Source organism: Modestobacter sp. NPDC049651 (assembly GCF_040659695.1).
GTDB lineage: Bacteria > Actinomycetota > Actinomycetes > Mycobacteriales > Geodermatophilaceae > Modestobacter.
In genome coordinates, this window is the sequence record NZ_JBFAOG010000003.1 from 369,937 (window position 1) to 387,044 (window position 17,108).

12 protein-coding genes and 1 pseudogene are annotated in these 17,108 nt (G+C 75.5%); 10 read left to right on the top strand and 3 right to left on the bottom strand.

Annotation, left to right across the window (positions count from 1 at the left end):
• Positions 1–31: 31 nt before the first annotated feature.
• Positions 32–487: a helix-turn-helix domain-containing protein gene (locus AB0J00_RS07300; RefSeq protein ID WP_357742330.1), complete on the bottom strand. Its 456-nt coding sequence runs from the start codon at positions 485–487 to the stop codon at positions 32–34.
• Positions 488–544: 57 nt separating this feature from the next.
• On the opposite strand from AB0J00_RS07300, the gene AB0J00_RS07305 reads away from it, so the two are divergent.
• On the top strand, positions 545–1,672 hold the full coding sequence (locus tag AB0J00_RS07305; protein ID WP_357742333.1) for a glycerate kinase: 1,128 nt from the start codon (positions 545–547) through the stop codon (positions 1,670–1,672).
• A 134-nt stretch (positions 1,673–1,806) separates the two neighbouring features.
• The gene (locus AB0J00_RS07310) at positions 1,807–3,645 is read left to right on the top strand and encodes a serine/threonine-protein kinase (protein WP_357742336.1); all 1,839 of its coding nucleotides are present in this window, start codon (positions 1,807–1,809) and stop codon (positions 3,643–3,645) included.
• A 13-nt stretch (positions 3,646–3,658) separates the two neighbouring features.
• On the opposite strand, the gene AB0J00_RS07315 is transcribed toward AB0J00_RS07310, so the two are convergent.
• Entirely contained in the window at positions 3,659–3,982 is a 324-nt protein-coding gene (locus AB0J00_RS07315) for a hypothetical protein (protein WP_357742339.1), read from the bottom strand.
• Positions 3,979–5,103 (bottom strand): hypothetical protein, encoded by a 1,125-nt coding sequence (locus AB0J00_RS07320; RefSeq protein ID WP_357742342.1) that lies wholly within the window; start codon positions 5,101–5,103, stop codon positions 3,979–3,981. Before AB0J00_RS07320 ends, AB0J00_RS07315 begins: the two co-directional genes overlap by 4 nt.
• A gap of 103 nt (positions 5,104–5,206) precedes the next feature.
• Here AB0J00_RS07320 and AB0J00_RS07325 point away from each other — a divergent pair, with 103 nt between their 5' ends.
• The 8 genes and pseudogenes from AB0J00_RS07325 to AB0J00_RS07360 all read left to right on the top strand — a co-directional run.
• A complete protein-coding gene (locus tag AB0J00_RS07325; RefSeq protein WP_357742344.1) occupies positions 5,207–6,487 on the top strand; it encodes a competence/damage-inducible protein A in 1,281 nt (426 codons plus the stop codon).
• Positions 6,488–6,604: 117 nt separating this feature from the next.
• Complete coding sequence (locus AB0J00_RS07330) at positions 6,605–6,994, top strand: SRPBCC family protein (protein WP_357742347.1); 390 nt, start codon at positions 6,605–6,607, stop codon at positions 6,992–6,994.
• A 16-nt stretch (positions 6,995–7,010) separates the two neighbouring features.
• Complete coding sequence (locus AB0J00_RS07335; protein WP_357742349.1) at positions 7,011–8,642, top strand: acyl-CoA dehydrogenase family protein; 1,632 nt, start codon at positions 7,011–7,013, stop codon at positions 8,640–8,642.
• A gap of 80 nt (positions 8,643–8,722) precedes the next feature.
• The gene (locus tag AB0J00_RS07340; RefSeq protein ID WP_357742352.1) at positions 8,723–9,418 is read left to right on the top strand and encodes an NYN domain-containing protein; all 696 of its coding nucleotides are present in this window, start codon (positions 8,723–8,725) and stop codon (positions 9,416–9,418) included.
• Positions 9,419–9,425: 7 nt separating this feature from the next.
• The gene (locus AB0J00_RS07345; protein ID WP_357742355.1) at positions 9,426–9,929 is read left to right on the top strand and encodes a MarR family transcriptional regulator; all 504 of its coding nucleotides are present in this window, start codon (positions 9,426–9,428) and stop codon (positions 9,927–9,929) included.
• A 128-nt stretch (positions 9,930–10,057) separates the two neighbouring features.
• The gene (locus AB0J00_RS07350; protein ID WP_357742357.1) at positions 10,058–10,999 is read left to right on the top strand and encodes an NADP-dependent oxidoreductase; all 942 of its coding nucleotides are present in this window, start codon (positions 10,058–10,060) and stop codon (positions 10,997–10,999) included.
• Positions 11,000–11,028: 29 nt separating this feature from the next.
• Complete coding sequence (locus AB0J00_RS07355; RefSeq protein WP_357742360.1) at positions 11,029–12,345, top strand: FAD-binding protein; 1,317 nt, start codon at positions 11,029–11,031, stop codon at positions 12,343–12,345.
• Between the two features lie 356 nt (positions 12,346–12,701).
• A pseudogene (locus AB0J00_RS07360) lies at positions 12,702–17,108 on the top strand (hypothetical protein); the annotation flags it as partial.

Sequence of the window (17,108 nt, forward strand, 5' to 3'; positions counted from 1 at the left end):
CGGGAAGTGATGCGCTGGGACTCCACTCCGCTCACGCGGCGGGGGTGTTGACGTGCCGGTGCACGTCGGCCTCGCGCACCGGCTCGCCGCAGGTGCGGCACACCAGCTGCGGGGCCAGCGCGTGCTCCCCGTCGGCCGAGGAGTGCACCAGCGTCACCGGCGGCTGCTCGACCGCCCACCGGTCGCCCCACTCCATCAGCGAGCGCAGCACCGGCAGCAGGTCCCGGCCGGACCGGGTGAGGTGGTAGTCGAAGCGCGGCGGCGCGTCGGAGTACTGGCGGCGCTCCAGCACCCCGGCGGCGACCAGCGCCTTGAGCCGGGCGGTCAGCCGGTCCCGCGGCGCGCCGGTGCCGGCCAGGATCTCGTTGAACCGGTGGTTGCCCAGCGACACCTCGCGGACGGCGAGCAGCGACCAGCGGTCCCCGACGACCTCCAGCGCGGCGGCGATGGAGCAGAAGCGGCCGGGCAGCTCGGTCACGAGGGTCATGGCACCAGTCTGCTCCTCGAACCGACCCCGGTGCCCGCCGTTCCCTACGCTGCCCGCATGGCCGCTGGGCTGCGCGTCGTCATCGCGCCGGACTCGTTCAAGGGCACCCTCGACGCCACTGCCGCAGCCGCCGCGCTCGCCGCCGGCTGGCACCGGGCGCGGCCGGACGACGTCGTCACGCCCGTGCCGCTGGCCGACGGAGGCGAGGGCACGCTGGAGGCGCTCGGCGCGGGCCTCCCGGAGACCTGCTGGCGGCGCACCCGGGTCGGCGGGCCGGACGGCGCCCCGGTCGACGCCGCCTGGCTGCTGCGGCCCGACGGCACCGCGGTGGTCGAGATGGCCCGGGCCGCCGGGCTGCCGCTGTTGCCCGCGCCGGACCCGCTGGGCGCCACCACGCGTGGGCTGGGCGAGCTGCTGGCCGCCGTCGTCGCCGACCCCGCCACCGACCGGGTGCTGCTCACCCTCGGCGGCTCGGCGACCACCGACGGCGGCGCCGGCGCCCTCGCCGCGCTGGGCGCCCGGTTCCTGGACGCCGAGGGCAGCGATCTGCCGCCCGGCGGCGGAGCGCTGACCCGGCTCGCCGCCGTCGACCTCGCCGGCCTCGCCCCGCCCCCGCCCGGCGGCGTGCAGTGCCTTGTCGACGTCACCGCGCCGCTCCTCGGCCCGCTCGGCGCCGCCGGCCAGTTCGGCCCGCAGAAGGGGGCGACGCGCGAGCAGGTCGCCGTCCTGGACGCGGGCCTCGCCCGGTTGGCCGCCCTGCTCGGCGGGCAGCCGGACGCCCCCGGCGCGGGCGCGGCCGGCGGCACCGCCTACGGGTTCGCCACCTGCTGGGGCGCCACCTCGGTCAGCGGCGCCGACGCCGTCGCCGAGGCGGCCGGGCTGGATGCCGCGCTGGCCGGCGCCGACCTGGTGCTGACCGGCGAGGGGCAGTTCGACGCGCAGTCGCTGCGCGGCAAGGTGGTCGGCCGGCTCGTCGAGCGGGCCCGCGACGCCGGCGTGCCGGTGGTCGTGGTCGCCGGCCGGCTCGGGGCCGACGTCGGCGAGCTGCCGGTGCGGCGGGCGGTCTCCCTCACCGCCCTCGCCGGGTCGCCGGCGGCGGCGATGGGAGAGCCGGCCCGGTGGCTGGACGCCGCGGCGGAGGCCCTGGCCGGGGAATGGACCGGTCCGTCACACTGTTCCTACTGAATCGGTTCGGCGTGTCGTCGGTACCGATGTGTACGGCGGTCCCAGCCGGGCACCCCACGCCGGGGGCACCCGCACGGCCGACGCGGGCCGGGCCGCCGGTGCCGGACCAGGACGACGGGTGAGGGGACAGGCACGTGGTGGAGCCCGCGAGGACGTGCCTCGGGAACCGCTACGAGCTGAAGCAGCTCCTGGCGACCGGGGGCATGGGCCAGGTCTGGCGCGCCGACGACCAGCTGCTGGGCCGGACGGTCGCGGTCAAGGTGCTGCGCAGCGAGTACACCGGCAACGAGGTGTTCCGCGCCCGGTTCCGCGCCGAGGCGCACCACGCCGCCCTGCTCGGCCACCCCAACATCGCCGCGGTCTACGACTACGGCGAGGAGCAGACCATCGACGGGTCGGGCGAGCACCTCGCCTGGCTGGTGATGGAGCTGGTCGAGGGCCAGCCGCTGTCCGCGGTGCTGGAGCGCGAGGGTGCGCTGCCCCCGGACCAGGTGCTCGACGTGCTGCGGCAGACGGCGTCCGCCCTGGCCGTGGCGCACGAGGCCGGCGTCGTCCACCGGGACGTCAAGCCCGGCAACGTGCTGGTCCGCTGGGACGGCACCGTCAAGATCACCGACTTCGGCATCGCCTGGTCGGCGGGCAGCGTCCCGCTCACCCAGACCGGCCAGGTCGTCGGTACCGCCTCCTACCTCTCGCCGGAGCAGGCCGCCGGCGCGCACGCCACCGCCGCCAGCGACGTCTACTCCCTCGGCATGGTCGGCTACGAGTGCCTGACCGGCCGCAAGGCCTTCGACGGCGACAACTCGGTCGCCGTCGCGCTGCGGCACCTGCGCGACCACCCCGAGCCGCTGCCCGAGGACCTCCCTGAAGGGCTGCGCACGCTCATCGCGCGCGCTCTGCTCAAGGACCCCGCGCAGCGCTACCCCGACGGCGCCGCCTTCGTGGCCGCGATCGACGACGTGCTCGACGGCCGCGCCCTGCCGCCGGTCGAGCACACCGACACGCAGAGCTGGTGGCTGCTGCCCGACGGCGGCACTCCCACCAGCGGCTCGCTGCCCGCGCCCGCGGCGGCGCCGGCCCCGCCGTCCCGCCGGCGCCGGGCCGGGCGCGTCGTGGTGCCGCTGGCCGCGCTGCTGATCGGCGCGGGCACGGCGGCCGTGGTGCTGCAGACCACCCAGCAGACCGGGCCGGCCACCACCGCCTCGGTGGCAGCCGCCGGGCCCAGCGCGCCGAGCACGCCGTCCGGGATCGTGCTGGAGTCCGACAAGTACTCCGGCCGGCCGGTCGGCGCGGTCGAGCAGGAGCTCGCTGCCCTGGGGCTCACCGTGCGGACGACGGCGGTGCGCACCGTCGACGTGGCCGCGCAGGCCGTCATCGACGTCTCCCCGGCCGGCCGTCAGCTGGCGGCCGGCGACGAGGTGACCGTGCGGTACGCGGTCGCCACCTCGCCCGGCGGCTCCACGGAGAAGCGCCGCACCACGGTCGACACCGTGCAGAGCCCGGCCCCGCAGACCTCCACGCCGGCACCGGCCCCCGCGAGCAGCCCGGCGCCGTCCACTCCCGCGCCGTCGACGACGCCGCAGACCACGCCGCCCACCGGTGGGACGACGCCCCCCTCGAGCACGGCCCCGACCGGCTCCTCCGGCGGGACGACGACCTCCCCGGGCACCGGCACCGGCCAGCCGTCGACCGGCGGCGGTACCGGCACCGGCGGCAGTACCGGCACGGGCACCGGCACCCCCGGGACCGGCAGCGGATCCGGCAGTGGGTCGGGCTCCGGCAGCGGGTCGGGCGGGTCGGGCTCAGGCTCCGGCTCGGGCTCCGGCACCCCGGGTGGTGGCCAGGGCTCCAGCGGCGGGGGCAGCGGCAACGGCGGGGGCAACGGCGGCAGCACCGGCGCCGGGAACGGCGGCGGCACCAACGCGGCGCCGGGTGCGGGCACCGGCGCGAAGAACGGCGGCCAGGGGGTCTGACCGCCGGCCCGGCTCAGCGCCGGGCCGCGTGCTCCCCGGGTGCCGTGCCCGCGCGCACCGCGCCGAGCAGGCAGACCGCCGCCGCGGCGAGGGCCAGCCGGCCGGGGGAGGCGGCGAACCCACCGAGCACCGCGCCCAGGACGGCCACGGCCGCGGCAGCCGGCAGCAGCGCCGTCCGGCCGGTGCGCCGGACCAGCACGACCAGCGCCAGGACGGCGACCACCAGCACCCGCGAGGGCTGGGTGAGGCCCGGTGCGCCCGGCGCCCAGGCCAGGCCGAGCGAGGCCGCGGCCAGGAGTCCGGCCGCGGCCAGCCAGCGGCCGGCCGACCCGCTCACGAGCGGGCGGGCCGGCCCGGCGTCACCCACACCGCGGCTGCGGTCGCCGCGGTGCCCAGGGTGAGCAGGAAGCCCCGGTCGCTGGCCACCAGCGGTAGCGCGATCAGCACCCAGAAGCCCACCAGCGCCGCCGCCCCGACCGCACCCGCGCGCCAGCTGGTGTGCTCGCCGAGCGGGTCGCGGTGCAGCACCCGCAGCAGCGCGGGCACCAGCCCGAGCAGCGCGGCCACCGTCGCGAACGCCGACCAGGTGGGCAGCGCCGACCACAGCGACTCGCTGTCGAAGTCCAGCAACAGGCCCAGCTCGGTCAGCGCCAGGCCGACCACGGCGAGCGCCAGGGCGGCCAGCGCGGCGACGTCCCGGGTGCGCCGGGCCGCCGGCGCGGACAGCACGCTGGTCTCGGTGCTGGGGTGCCGCGGCGCGGGGGAGGGACTGGGCGCCGCGCCCTGCGGGGTCACCTGCGGGCCGGGGCGGGTGGCCGGACCGGGCGAGGGCCACGGTGCGCCGCCGCGCGGCGGCGGCAGCGGGGAGGGCTTCGGGGGAACGGCGGCCCCGGCCGCGGTGCTGCCGGTGGCGGGCTCGCCCGGACCGCCGAAGCCGGGTACGAAGTCGACCGGGGTCGTCACCTGGGTCCCGGGGAGGAGCCGGTCCTGCGCGGCGTCCGGGCCCGCGTCGGCCGTGGGCTGCTCGGCGGGCGGCTGCTCGGTCGGTTCCGGCGTGGCGCCGGGCTCGGCCGACGCCTGCTCCCAGCCCGGCGGTGACCAGTCCGGCTGGGGGCCGGTGCGCGGGCCGGGCAGCGGGGGCGGGGCGCCGGCGCCGGGCGAGAACGCCGGGCCGGGGCCCACCTCGGGCCGGAAGTCGGTGCGGTCGGCGGACGTCGCCCCGGCCGGCTCGGCCGGCGCGTGCTCAGGCTCGGGCGCCTCGGGTGCGTCGGGCGCCGGGGCGTCGACGGCGCCCTCGTCGGGCTCGGCAGCGGCCGGCTCGGCGGCGGTGGGTTCGGGAGCAGCGGCCTCCTCGCTGCCCGCGGGTGGCAGCAGGATCGACTGCGTCCGCGGCTCCGCCGGGTCCTCCGGCGTGCGCTCCGGCCGGTAGTCCGGCAGCGGCGGGTGTGGCTGGTTCACGGCTCCTCCTCGTCGCGGGCGGTCACCCGGCACCGGCGTCCGGGTCACCGTAGCCGGGGGTGGACGACGGGCAGCGCGGCCGGGCGGGTCCTAGGGTTCCCGCGTGGCAGTGCGCGCAGGGATCGTCGTCACCGGCACCGAGGTGCTCACCGGGCGGGTGGCCGACCGGAACGGGCCGTGGCTGGCCGAGCAGCTCCGGCAGCTGGGCGTGGACGTCGGGTCGGTGGTGGTCGTCGGCGACCGCGCGGCCGACCTGTACGCCGCGCTGGGGTTCCTGGCCGCCGGCAACGACCTGGTGATCACCACCGGCGGTCTCGGCCCGACCGCCGACGACCTCACCGCCCAGGTGGTCGCCGACCACCAGGGCCGCCCGGTGCACCTGGACCCCGCGCTGGAGCAGCGGATCGCCGGCATCGTGGCCCGGCTGACCGCCGCCCGCGGCTGGGCCACCGAGCCGGAGTCGACCGCGGCCGCCACCGCCAAGCAGGCGCAGGTGCCCGACGGCGCCACCGTGCTCGAGCCGGTCGGCACCGCGCCCGGGCTGGTGGTGCCCCCGGCGGCGGGACGGACCGGTCCGCCGGTCGTCGTCCTGCCCGGGCCGCCGCCCGAGCTGCAGGGCATGTGGCCGGCCGTGCTCGCCGCCGAGCCGGTGCGCCGGGTGCTCGCCGGGGCGGGGGAGCTGCGCCAGGAGACCCTGCGGCTGTGGCGCACGCCGGAGTCCGAGCTGGCCGAGACGCTGCGCCGGGTCGACGACCAGCTCACCGGGCTGGAGGTGACCACCTGCCTGCGCGACGGCGAGCTGGAGATCGTCACCCGGTTCGCCCCCGACGCCGCGCCCGCCTACGACCGGCTGGTCGCCGCGGTGCGCACGGACTTCGGGGCCACCCTGTTCAGCGAGGGCCCGGACGTCGACGCGCTGGTCGCCGGCGCGCTGGCCGACCGCGGGCTGACCCTCGCCGTCGCCGAGGCCGACACCGGCGGCGCCCTGTCGGCGCGGCTCAGCGCCCGGGCCGGCGCCTCCCGCTGGTTCCTCGGCGGCGTCGCCGCCTACGCCGACGCCGCGAAGCGCGAGCTGCTGGGCGTTCCCGCGGGAACGCTCGACACGCACGGCGCGGTCAGCCCGGAGGTCGCCGCGGCGCTCGCCGACGGCGCCCGGGCCCGGTTCGGTGCCGACGTCGGCATCGGGGTCACCGGCATCGCCGGTCCGGGCGGCGGCACGCCGGGCAAGCCGGTGGGCACCGTGCACCTGGTGGCGGTCGGTCCGGACGGCTCGGCAAGCCGGTCGCTGGTGGTCGGTGGCGGCCGGGAGGCCTTCCGGCAGCGGACGACGACGGTGTCGCTGCAGCTGGTCCGGTCGCTGCTGCTCGGCGGGCCGACTGCGTGATGCTCGCAACGAAACCTGTCCGGCCGTAACCTGTCGTGGCCGGGGTCACTCTCGGGGGCGGACCGCGGTGCGCCCGCCCGGGTGTCGGGGGACGCCCGGGCGGGCACCGGGAGCCTCGTGAGTGAGCAGACGCTGACCGCGACCGGGCCGGTCGACCCCGCCGAGGCCTGGGAGCGCTTCATGCAGCCCGCGCGCTGGCCGACCTGGTCGCCGCAGATCACCGGGGTCGACGCCGACGCTCCGCGGCTGGCCGCCGGGGTCTCCGGCACGGTGCGGGCGCCGCTGGGCATCGGCCTGCCGTTCGTCGTCGACGAGGTCGACGAGGCGGCCCGTCGGTGGACCTGGCAGGTGCGCAGCGGCCCGGTGCACCTGCGGCTGGAGCACTGGGTGGAGGCCGCGCCGGGCGGCGGCACCACCACCGGGCTCCGCGTCGACGGCCCGCTGCCGCTGGTCGCCGCGTACGCGCCGCTGGCCAAGGTGGCGCTGGAGAAGCTGGTCCAGCCCTGACCCCTACGGTGCAGGCATGAGCCTCACCCACGAGGTGACCAACCAGCCGCCGCCGCTGGCCGGCCACGACCCGATCGCCGGGGACGCCGCGCTGGCCGAGGCCTGCCTGCGGCACGCGGGCGCCGCGGCGCTGGACTCGCTGGCCGACCTCGGTGCGCTGGCCGGCAGCGAGCAGGCGCGCGAGTGGGGCCGGCTGGCCGACGAGCACCCGCCGCGGCTGCGCACCCACGACCGGTACGGCCACCGGGTCGACGAGGTGGAGTTCCACCCCGCGTGGCACGAGCTCATGCGCACCGCGGTCGGGCACGGCCTGGCCGGCGCGCCGTGGGCGGACCCGAGCCCGCACGCGCACGTCCGCCGCGCGGTGGGCTACCTGGGCTGGACGCAGGTCGAGGCGGGCCACGGCTGCCCGGTGACCATGACGTACGCCGTCGTCCCGGCGCTGCGGGCCGCCCCCGAGCTGGCGGCGGGCCTGCTGCCCGGGCTCACCAGCCGGGAGTACCAGTTCGGCCTGGCCGACCCGTGGGCCAAGCGGGGCCTGGTCGCCGGGATGGGGATGACCGAGAAGCAGGGCGGCTCCGACGTCCGGGCCAACACCACCCGGGCGGTCGAGGCCGGCGACGGCAGCTGGGCGCTGACCGGGCACAAGTGGTTCACCTCGGCGCCGATGAGCGACCTGTTCCTGGTGCTCGCCCAGGCGCCCGAGGGGCTGTCGTGCTTCCTCGTGCCCCGGGTGCTGCCCGGCGGCGAGCGCAACGTGTTCCGGCTGCAGCGGCTCAAGGACAAGCTCGGCGACCGGGCCAACGCCTCGTCCGAGGTCGAGTTCGACGGGACGACGGGCTTCCTGGTCGGCCCGCCCGGCCGCGGGGTGCCCACGATCCTCGAGATGGTCGCCACCACCCGGCTGGACTGCGTGCTCGGCTCGGCCGCGACCACCCGGGCGGCGCTCACCCAGGCGGTGCACCACGCCCGGCACCGGACGGTGTTCGGCGCGCTGCTGGCCGACCAGCCGCTGATGCAGAACGTGCTGGCCGACCTGGCGCTGGAGAGCGAGGCCGCGACCGCGCTCGGCGTCCGGCTGGCCGCCGCGCAGGACGCCGGCGACCGCGACTTCCTGCGGCTGGCGGGCGCGGTCGCCAAGTTCTGGGTGTGCAAGCGGACGCCGACGGCCGTCGCCGAGGCGCTGGAGGTGCTCGGCGGCAACGGCTACGTGGAGGAGTCGGGCATGCCGCGGCTCTACCGGCAGGCGCCGCTGAACTCCATCTGGGAGGGGTCGGGCAACGTCATCGCCCTCGACGTGCTGCGCGCGCTGGGCGCGGGGTCGCCGGCGCTGGCCGCCGTCCGGGCCGAGCTGGACACCGCCCGCGGCGCCGACGCGCGGTACGACGCGGCGCTGGCCGGGCTCGCGGCGGAGCTCGCCGACCCCGACCAGCTGCCGCTGCGGGCCCGGCGGATCGCCGGCCGGCTGGCGCTGCTGCTGCAGGCGTCGCTGCTGGTCCGGTACTCCCCGCCCGCGGTCGCCGACGCGTTCTGCGCGACCCGGCTGGGCGCTGACGGGCTCGGGGTGCTGGGCACGCTCCCGGCCGGGGTGCCGGTCGCGGAGCTGGTCGAGCGGGCGGCCGTCGTCCCCGGTGAGGTGCGCCGGTGACCGTGCGACGCCGCCGGCGCGCCACCGCGCCGAGTGGGCCGCCGGTGCGCGTCGAGCGGCCGGACCGGCAGACTGGGCCGGTGACCGAGGTGCTCGACGGCGAACCCACGTCCGCAGGCGGCTACGACCCGCGGGGGTCCGACGACGCGCGCCCGCCGCTGGACCTGCTGGTGTGGGACGCCCCGAACATCGACATGACGCTGGCCACGGTCATCGGCGCCCGGCCCACCGCGGCGTCCCGCCCGCGGTTCGACGCGATCGCCGCGTGGTTCGTCGACGGCGCGGGGGACCCGTACGCGCCGGAGGCCCCCGAGGTCGAGGCGTGCGTCTTCGCGAACGTGCCGCCGCAGCACGCGATCTCGCTGCAGCGCTGGGTGGAGGCGCTGCGCAGCTTCGGGTACGCGGTGTTCGCCCGGCCGAAGCTGCAGCCCGACGACGACATCGACCAGTCGATGCTCGACCACATCAGCGTCCGGCGGGACAGCCACCAGCTGCGCCGGCTGGTGGTGTTCTCCGGCGACGGCCGCAACTTCGCCGAGCCGCTGGAGGAGCTGGCCCGGGAGGGCACCGAGGTCGTCGTCGTCGCGTTCAGCGAGGTCGCCGGCTACGCGATCAGCTCCGACCTGCTGCACTTCATCGACATCGAGGACGTCCCCGGCGCCTTCGCCGCCCCGCTGGACCGGGTCCGGCTGGACGCGCTGCCGGTGGACGGCGCCTGGCTGCGGCCGACCAAGGACCTCCGCGAGGCCGCGGGGGCCTTCGTCGCCCGCCGCTGACTCGCCCGTGCCCGACGAGCAGCCGGCCCTCGACCCGGTCGAGCTGGCCGCGTACTTCGACCTCGTCGAGGTCACCAGCCTGCTGCGGCACGCGGTGGAGAAGCAGCTGCGCGAGGACGGCGGGCTCAGCTACGTGCAGTTCCAGCTGCTCGCCCGGCTCGGGCTGGACTCGCCGACCGGCAGCGAGCGGATGACCGACCTGGCCGACGGCGTGGTCTACAGCCGCAGCGGGCTCACCTACCAGGCGGGGCTGCTGGAGCAGGCCGGTCTGGTGGTGCGTGCGCCGTCGCCGGACGACGAACGGGGCACCACGGTCACCATCACCGACGCCGGGCGCGCGCTGATCGGCGAGGTGCTGCCCGGGCACATCGCGGTGGTGCGGCAGATGCTCCTGGAGCCGCTGTCCCGCGAGGACGTCGGCACGCTGGCCGGCCTGCTCGCGCCGGTGCGCCGGCACATGCGCGCGGCGCCGCCCCGGTCGGCCGCGCCCCGCCGCCGCAAGAACCCCTAGGCCGCCACGCGGCACTTACCGCGCCATCCCCTGCTCATCACTTGCTTCAAATTCGAAGCTAGTGCTATCTTGCCACCAGCTGCTTCGAACTCGAAGCAACAGCCGCTGAGCAGAGAGCGAGCCAGGCCATGAAGGCAGTCCGTTTCCACGAGTTCGGTGGGCCCGAGGTCCTGCGGGTCGAGGACGTCGAGGTGCCCACCCCCGGCGCCGGCCAGGTGCGCATCCGCGTCGCCGGCACCTCGTTCAACGGGGTCGACGGCAACATCCGCGGCGGGTTCATGCAGGGCCCGATCCCGGTGGCGCTGCCGCACACCCCCGGTATCGACGTCGCCGGCACGGTCGACGCGCTCGGCGAGGGAGTGGACGGCGTGCAGGTCGGCGACGCCGTCGTCGGCTTCCTGCCGATGACCGGCGACGGCGCGGCCGCGGAGTACGTGCTCGCCCCGGCCGACGTGCTGGCGCCGGCCCCCACCACCGTGCCGCTGGCCGACGCCGCCGCGCTGCCGATCGTCGGGCTCACCGCCTGGCAGGCGCTGTTCGACCACGGCGGGCTCGTCGCCGGCCAGCGGGTGCTGGTCAACGGCGCGGGCGGCGCGGTCGGCGGCTACGCCGTCCAGCTGGCGAAGAACGCCGGCGCGCACGTGATCGCCACCGCCAGCCCGCGCAGCAGCGAGCGGGTGCGCACCGACGGCGCCGACGAGGTCGTCGACCACACCGCCACCGACGTGGCCGCGGCGGTGACCGAGCCGGTCGACCTGGTGCTCAACCTCGCGCCGGTGGCCCCCGAGCAGCTGGCCGGGCTGGTCGGGCTGGTCCGCGACGGCGGGCTGCTGGTCAACACCACGGTGTGGATGCCCGCGCCGTCCGACGAGGCGCGCGGGGTGCGGGGCATCGACCTGTTCGTGGACAGCGACGCCGACCAGCTGGCGAAGCTGGTGGCGCTGGTCGACCGGGGTGAGCTGCGGGTCGACGTCGGTGAGCGGGTGCCGCTCACCGGGCTCGCCGACGTGCACGCCCGGGCCGCCGGCGGGGAGCTGCCCGGCAAGGTCGTCGTCGTCCCGACCGTCTGACCACCGGCCCCGGCACCGAGGAGCCCCCGATGCTCGTCGACCCGTCCTCCGACGCCTACGCGGCGGCGACCAGTCCGCACACGTCGTCGGTGGTGCAGCGGCCCGCCCGGGTCGCCGTCGTCACCGCCCCCGGCGACGTCGCGGCCGCGCTGGCCGAGATCGCCGCGCTGGACCGGCAGCTCGAGGTGGTGCCGCAGCCGACCGGCCACGGCGCCGGCGCGCCGGTGGGGGAGGAGGCGGTGCTGCTCGACACGTCGCGGCTCTCCGACGTGTCGGTCGACCCGGACGCCCGGGTCGCGGTGGTCGGCGCGGGCGCGACCTGGGCGGCGGTGAACGCGGCGGCGGAGGAGCACGGGCTGCTGGGGCTCGCCGGCTCGGCGCCGACCGTGTCGGTGTCGGGGTACACGTTCGGCGGCGGCATCGGCTGGCTGGTGCGGCGCGACGGACTGGCCAGCGGGTCGCTGCGCGCGGTGCACTACGTCGACGGCGGCGGGCAGGCGCGCACGGCGGCGGACGACGCCACCGACGAGGTCGACCGGGCGGCGATGTGGGCGTTCCGCGGCGCCGGCGGGGTGGGCATCGCGCACACGCTGGAGTTCGACCTGGTGCCCGCGGCCGACCTGCACGCCGGTGCGCTGCTGTGGCACGCCGAGGCGCTGCCGGAGCTGCTCGCCGCCTGGGCGAGTGTGATCGGGACGCTGGCCGGCAGCGTGTCGACGAGCATCTCGGTGCTGCACGTGCCGCCGCTGCCGCTGTTCCCGGCGGAGCTGCAGGGGCGGGCCGTCGTCCACCTGGCGGTGGCCGACCCGGACGGGCCGGCGGCGGCCGCGCCGCTGCTGGACGCGATGCGGGCCGCGGCGGCGCCGGTGACCGACAGCTGGGGGCCGACCGACGCGGCCGGGCTGGCGCGGATCCGCCTCGACCCGCCGGCGGCGACGCCGGCCGTCGGGGACGCGCGGTGGCTGGACGGGTCGACGCCGGGGATCGCGGCGGACCTGCTCGCGACGGCGGTGCCGGACGACGCCGGCGTGGTGATGCTGGAGCTGCGGCACGTGGCGGGTGCGCCGGTGCGCCGCGCCGGGGCGGTGGTGGCGCCGCCGGGGGAGTTCCTCGTCCACGCGGTCGGGTCGCTGGACGCGTTCCCGCGGGAACGCATCGACGCCGCCTTCGCCCGGGCGCGGGAGGTGTGGTCGGCCGCGGACGCCGGGTCGACGCCGGGCTCGTGGGTGGAAGGCGCGGCGCACGTGCCCGACGCGCTGCCGGCGGACGTGCGCGAGCAGGCCGCCGCGATCGCCGACACCGTCGACCCCGACCGCCGGATCCGCCGCTCCCGCCTGCTCGGCTGACGACGAGTCGGCCGCAGGCCGACAGAAGGTCAGCGCTCAGCTGAACGTCGATCGCATCTGAGCGTGGCTGCCCTGCCTGCAGCATCAGCCACATATCGGCTGTTGATGAGTGATCCCGGAGCCGGCTCGGGTGGGCATCGAGCCGAGAGGGCAGTAGGTGCGTGCTGTTACCAACTTGTGTTCTATCTGGGTATTGCTCTGCGTGACTGCGCGCTGCCACTGTGTGCGCGCTGATCCGCCGGTCCTGACCCTTCCTCGGCTCGGCATCGTCTGCCTGCTGTGGGAGAGGTCCTCGCGTGCGCCCTCGTTCTGCCTTCTCGCCTGTCCGTTCGTGGCGTTCCCGGACACCGGTGGTCGTGGTGCTGTCCGCTGTTCTTGCGGTTGGCGTTCTGGAGGCGGTGCCGGCGCAGGCCAGCCCGTCCTCGTCGTCGAACGTGGGGCAGCCGGTGACCGAGGATTCATCGGCCGTGCAGCAGGCGGCGGAGCGTGCCTCGGCTCGTGCGATGAACGCGCAGGCCGCCCCGGATGCGGTCGAGGCACCCGCGCCGGCCGACCCGCCGGCGGGCGAGGGCTCGGGATCATCGTCTGCGCCTGCCGATGGGAGCCCCACAGAGCCGGCCGATCCCGCGCAGGAGGCACTGGCGGACGCGTCCGCGGAGGCGCGGTCGTCCAAGACGCCGGTGGTCGTGGAGGAAGCGACGACCGCGAGCTCGCAGACGGTCGCGCACCCCGATGGCACGTTCAGCACGTCGGTGAGCGCGCAGCCCGAACGTTTCAAGGATGATGCGGGTGACTGGCGACCGCTGGACCTGTCTCTTCCCTCGGCTGGTGGCCGACGGCAGGCCTCTGCGGCCGATGATTCGTCTGGGCGGGTGGCCGACCGGTCGGGAGCCACGGATGGGTTGATCCAGTCAGGGTCGGCCGGGTCGGTGTTCTCTTGGGGCCCGGTTGGGATGGTCGATGTCGCGATTGCCGGGCGTGCGCCGACGACCAGGCAGACGGGTGAGCCCGTCGCCACGGCCGATCCGACGGTCGCCGCGTACCCGGACGCGCTGTCCGGTGGCCGCGACGTAGTGGTCCGTGTGACCGCCACGGGCGCGGAAGAGTCAGTCATTGTTCCGACGCGGGCAGCACTCGGGTCGCCCACGGGCGCCTACCGCGACGAGTTCACCGTGCCTGCGGGGGTGACCGCGCAGCAGGTCAGTGACGCTGCCGGGATGCCCAGCGGTGTCGAGTTCGTCGACTCCTCCGGTGCCCTCGTGGCCACCTTCGACAAGGGCGCTGCACACGAGACCGTCGGCCCCGCGGGGGCCGACGGTCTTCCGGTTCAGCCCGCCGTGGCGCCGGTGGCCGTCCGGCTGGTGAGCCAGGCCGGCTCGAGGGTGACAGTGGAGATGAGCGTGGCCGCGGACTGGCTGGCCGACCCCGCCCGCATCTATCCGGTCACGATCGACCCCTGGTTCACCCAGGTGACCTCCATCGACCAGGACACCAACGCCACCAAGAGCTACGCCACCTACGACGACGAGGCTTTCCCGAACCAGAACTACTGGTCCTACGACTACAACGGCGACCTGCAGGTCGGACTCCGCCAGGTGACCAACACCGTTTGGGCGCCCGCCGAGGCGCTGCTCTACTTCGACGTTGCCAACACCGGCTTCGTCGGCTCGGAAAACCAGGTCACTTCGGCCAATCTGTCCCTCTACAACTCCCACTCCTCCACATGCCAACCGCGCACCGTCTACATCTCCCCGATTGCCGACGGTTGGTACAAGGACCGGGTCACCTGGACGACTACACCAGGCACGCAAGACCAGAACGTCGCGAAGACCTACTCTCACGGCTACTCGGGTTGCGGCGCGGCATGGGAGTTCCACGACATCAAGCCCATCGCCCAGAGTTGGGCCAACGGTGACCAGGGGTACTACGACGGCTACTCGAACCTTGGTCTGCTGCTGACAGCCGATGAGGGCGACTGGACCAGCTACAAGCGGTTCGGTTCCGGCCACGTCAGGCCCGGTGAGGCTCCCCACCTGAACATCTCGTGGGAGAACTGCACCTACTACAACAACCTCAAGGTGTGCGGGGCGATCCGCAACCTCTACACGTCGTTCGACGGCCCGTGGGGCGCCCTGGGCATGCCCACAGACACAGAGCGAGCCGCCAATGTGGGCGGTGGCTACTACAACGATTTCCAGAACGGGTTCATCTCGTGGAGCCCCGACCCGAGCATTGGCACCCACGCGATCTTGGGCGCCCTGAAGGACAAGTGGCGGGCACTCGGCGGGCTCAACTCGGTGCTCGGCTATCCCATCACCGATGAACTGTGGAGTAACGGAGGGAACCCGTACAACAACTTCAAGGACGCGACACTGATCTGGTCGGCTGCTACCGGTGCGCACTACGTCAAGGGTGCTTTGCGGGACAAGTGGAACGAGTGGGGCTCTGACGGCGGGCGCCTGGGCATGCCCATGACCGACGAGCAGGCCGGCCCCGGCGGGGTGTACTACAACGACTTCCAGCGTGGGTCGGTGTACTGGCGGTCTGGCATCGGCGCGCACGCGGTGCTGGGCACGATCTGGCAGACCTACGCCGCCAACGGCGGATACCCCGGCTGGCTGGGCATGCCCACCAGCGAGGAGCGCCAGCTGGGCAACGGCGACTACCAGCAAGACTTCGAGGGCGGCCGGATCATCTACGACCCGACCACGCGGGCCGCCAACGCTGAGGCCAACGGGGTGCAGCTGACCCAGCCGGCCCGCAACCAGCGCGCCGGCCGACGGATCCCGATCGCGGTCGCGGTCGACTCGGCCTGGGTCAGCAGGCGCACCAAGCCGCAGCTGCAGTACCGCCGCGGCGCGGCCGACTCGTGGAAGCCGATCAACCTCGCCACCGTGTACGACAAGAACGGCACCCCGCTGTGCAGCAGCAACTGCACCAGCGCGCCCATGCCGATGACCGCCGACGGCACCAAGTTCGCCGCGACCGGCAACGTCGTCTACTGGGATGCCGGCCTGCAGCTGGACGGTGTCGGCGGCGTGCTGGATGCCCGGGTGCTGTTCACCGACACCACCGGGCAGCAGGCCCCGACCGCGCCCGTGTTCGGGGTGACCTATGACCCGAACTCCGGTCAGTCCGGCACCGCTGCCGCTGGCCCCGGCACGGTCAATCTGCTCACCGGTGAGCTGAGCTTGTCCGACACCGACGCTTCGGCGTTCGGGGTGTCCATCTCGCGGGATTACGGGTCCCGCTCCACCGACGCCGGCAGCCGGGACAAGGCCGATGAGGCGTTCGGCCCGCAGTGGCGGATGGGTGGGGTCGCCGAGACCGCCGATGCGGACTACACGCAGGTGAAGAGAACCTCGCCCACGTCCCGGGACGTGGTGATGACCGACGGGTCGACGATCTCCTACACCCGCAGCGCCGACAACGCGTCCTGGATCCCCGAGCCCGGCGCGGAGGCGTTCAAGCTGAGCGCCGACTCCGCCGACACCGTCTACACCCTCACCGACACCGCCTCGGGCGTGGTCACCAGCTTCGCGCAGGTGGCCGGCAGCCCGACCGACGTGTGGACGGTGTCGGAGGTCAACCCGGTCACCAGTGGCGCGACCGGCGGCAAGACCCGCTACCAGTACCAGAGCGTGAACGGGAAGCTGCGACTGACTCGGGTTGCCGCACTCAACCCCGCGCTGAACGACGCGACCGCCACCCGCTGCGTCACCGATCCGATCGGGTCGCTGCCGGCCGGCTGCCGGGTGCTCGCCCCCGTTTGGTCGGACACCGTGTCGACCACCGACGCCAGCGGCGCCACCAAGAACGTGTCCCGGGTGGTGCGGATCGACCTGTACGCCACCGACCCGGCCACCCCGATGGGGGCCCCGGTGGCCACCCAGCTGGCCACCTACACCTACGACAAGGCCGGGTACCTGACCCAAGTGTCGGACCCGCGGCCGGGGATCACCGGCGGCAGCTACCCCGGACAGACCGCGCTCACCACCACCTACACCTACGAGTCTCCAGTCCCCTACCCCAACGCCCTGGTGCTGGACGCCAACACCGGGAACGTGACCACCAAGTCGGTCACCCGCCCCGGCCGGCTGGCCACCGTCGCCGACATCAGCCGCCAGCCCTGGACGTTCACCTACGCCCGCAGCGGCCCGGCGTTCGAGGTCAACCAGCCCGGCGCGGACGGGCGAATCGTCACCGTCGCCCGCCCCACCCTCACCCCCGGCAGCGTCGATGACCGCAACGGCACCGCCTCGACCAACATCGTCTACGGGGTGCCGCTGACTAAGGCCGCTGGCGGCGCGCAGGACCTCAGCTACGCCGTGACCCGCTGGTGGGGGCAGGAGATGCCGCCCACCGACGCCACCGCGGTCTTCCCCACCAACGCGCCCTCCGCGGCGTCGGTGGGTGACCACTGGGCCAGCGATGACACCGTGGTCCGGGACTGGGCCAGCGCCACCGTCTCCTACCTCGACGTCAACGGTCGCACCGTCAACACCGCCACCCCGGTCGCCGGCGGCATCCCGGCGATCGACGTCACCCAGTACAGCCCGGGCGGCAACCCGACCTTCGCTCTCACCGAGGGCAACCGAGCCATCGTCATGGGTCAGGACGACCCGGCCGTCGTGGCCGGCGGCGGTCAGCGCGCCACCGACACCTGGGGCGCCCTGGGCCTGCCAACCACCGCACTGCCCGCCGACCTCACCGCCAGCGGTAACGATCAGGCACTGGCTGATGCCCACACCCGCGCCGACGCG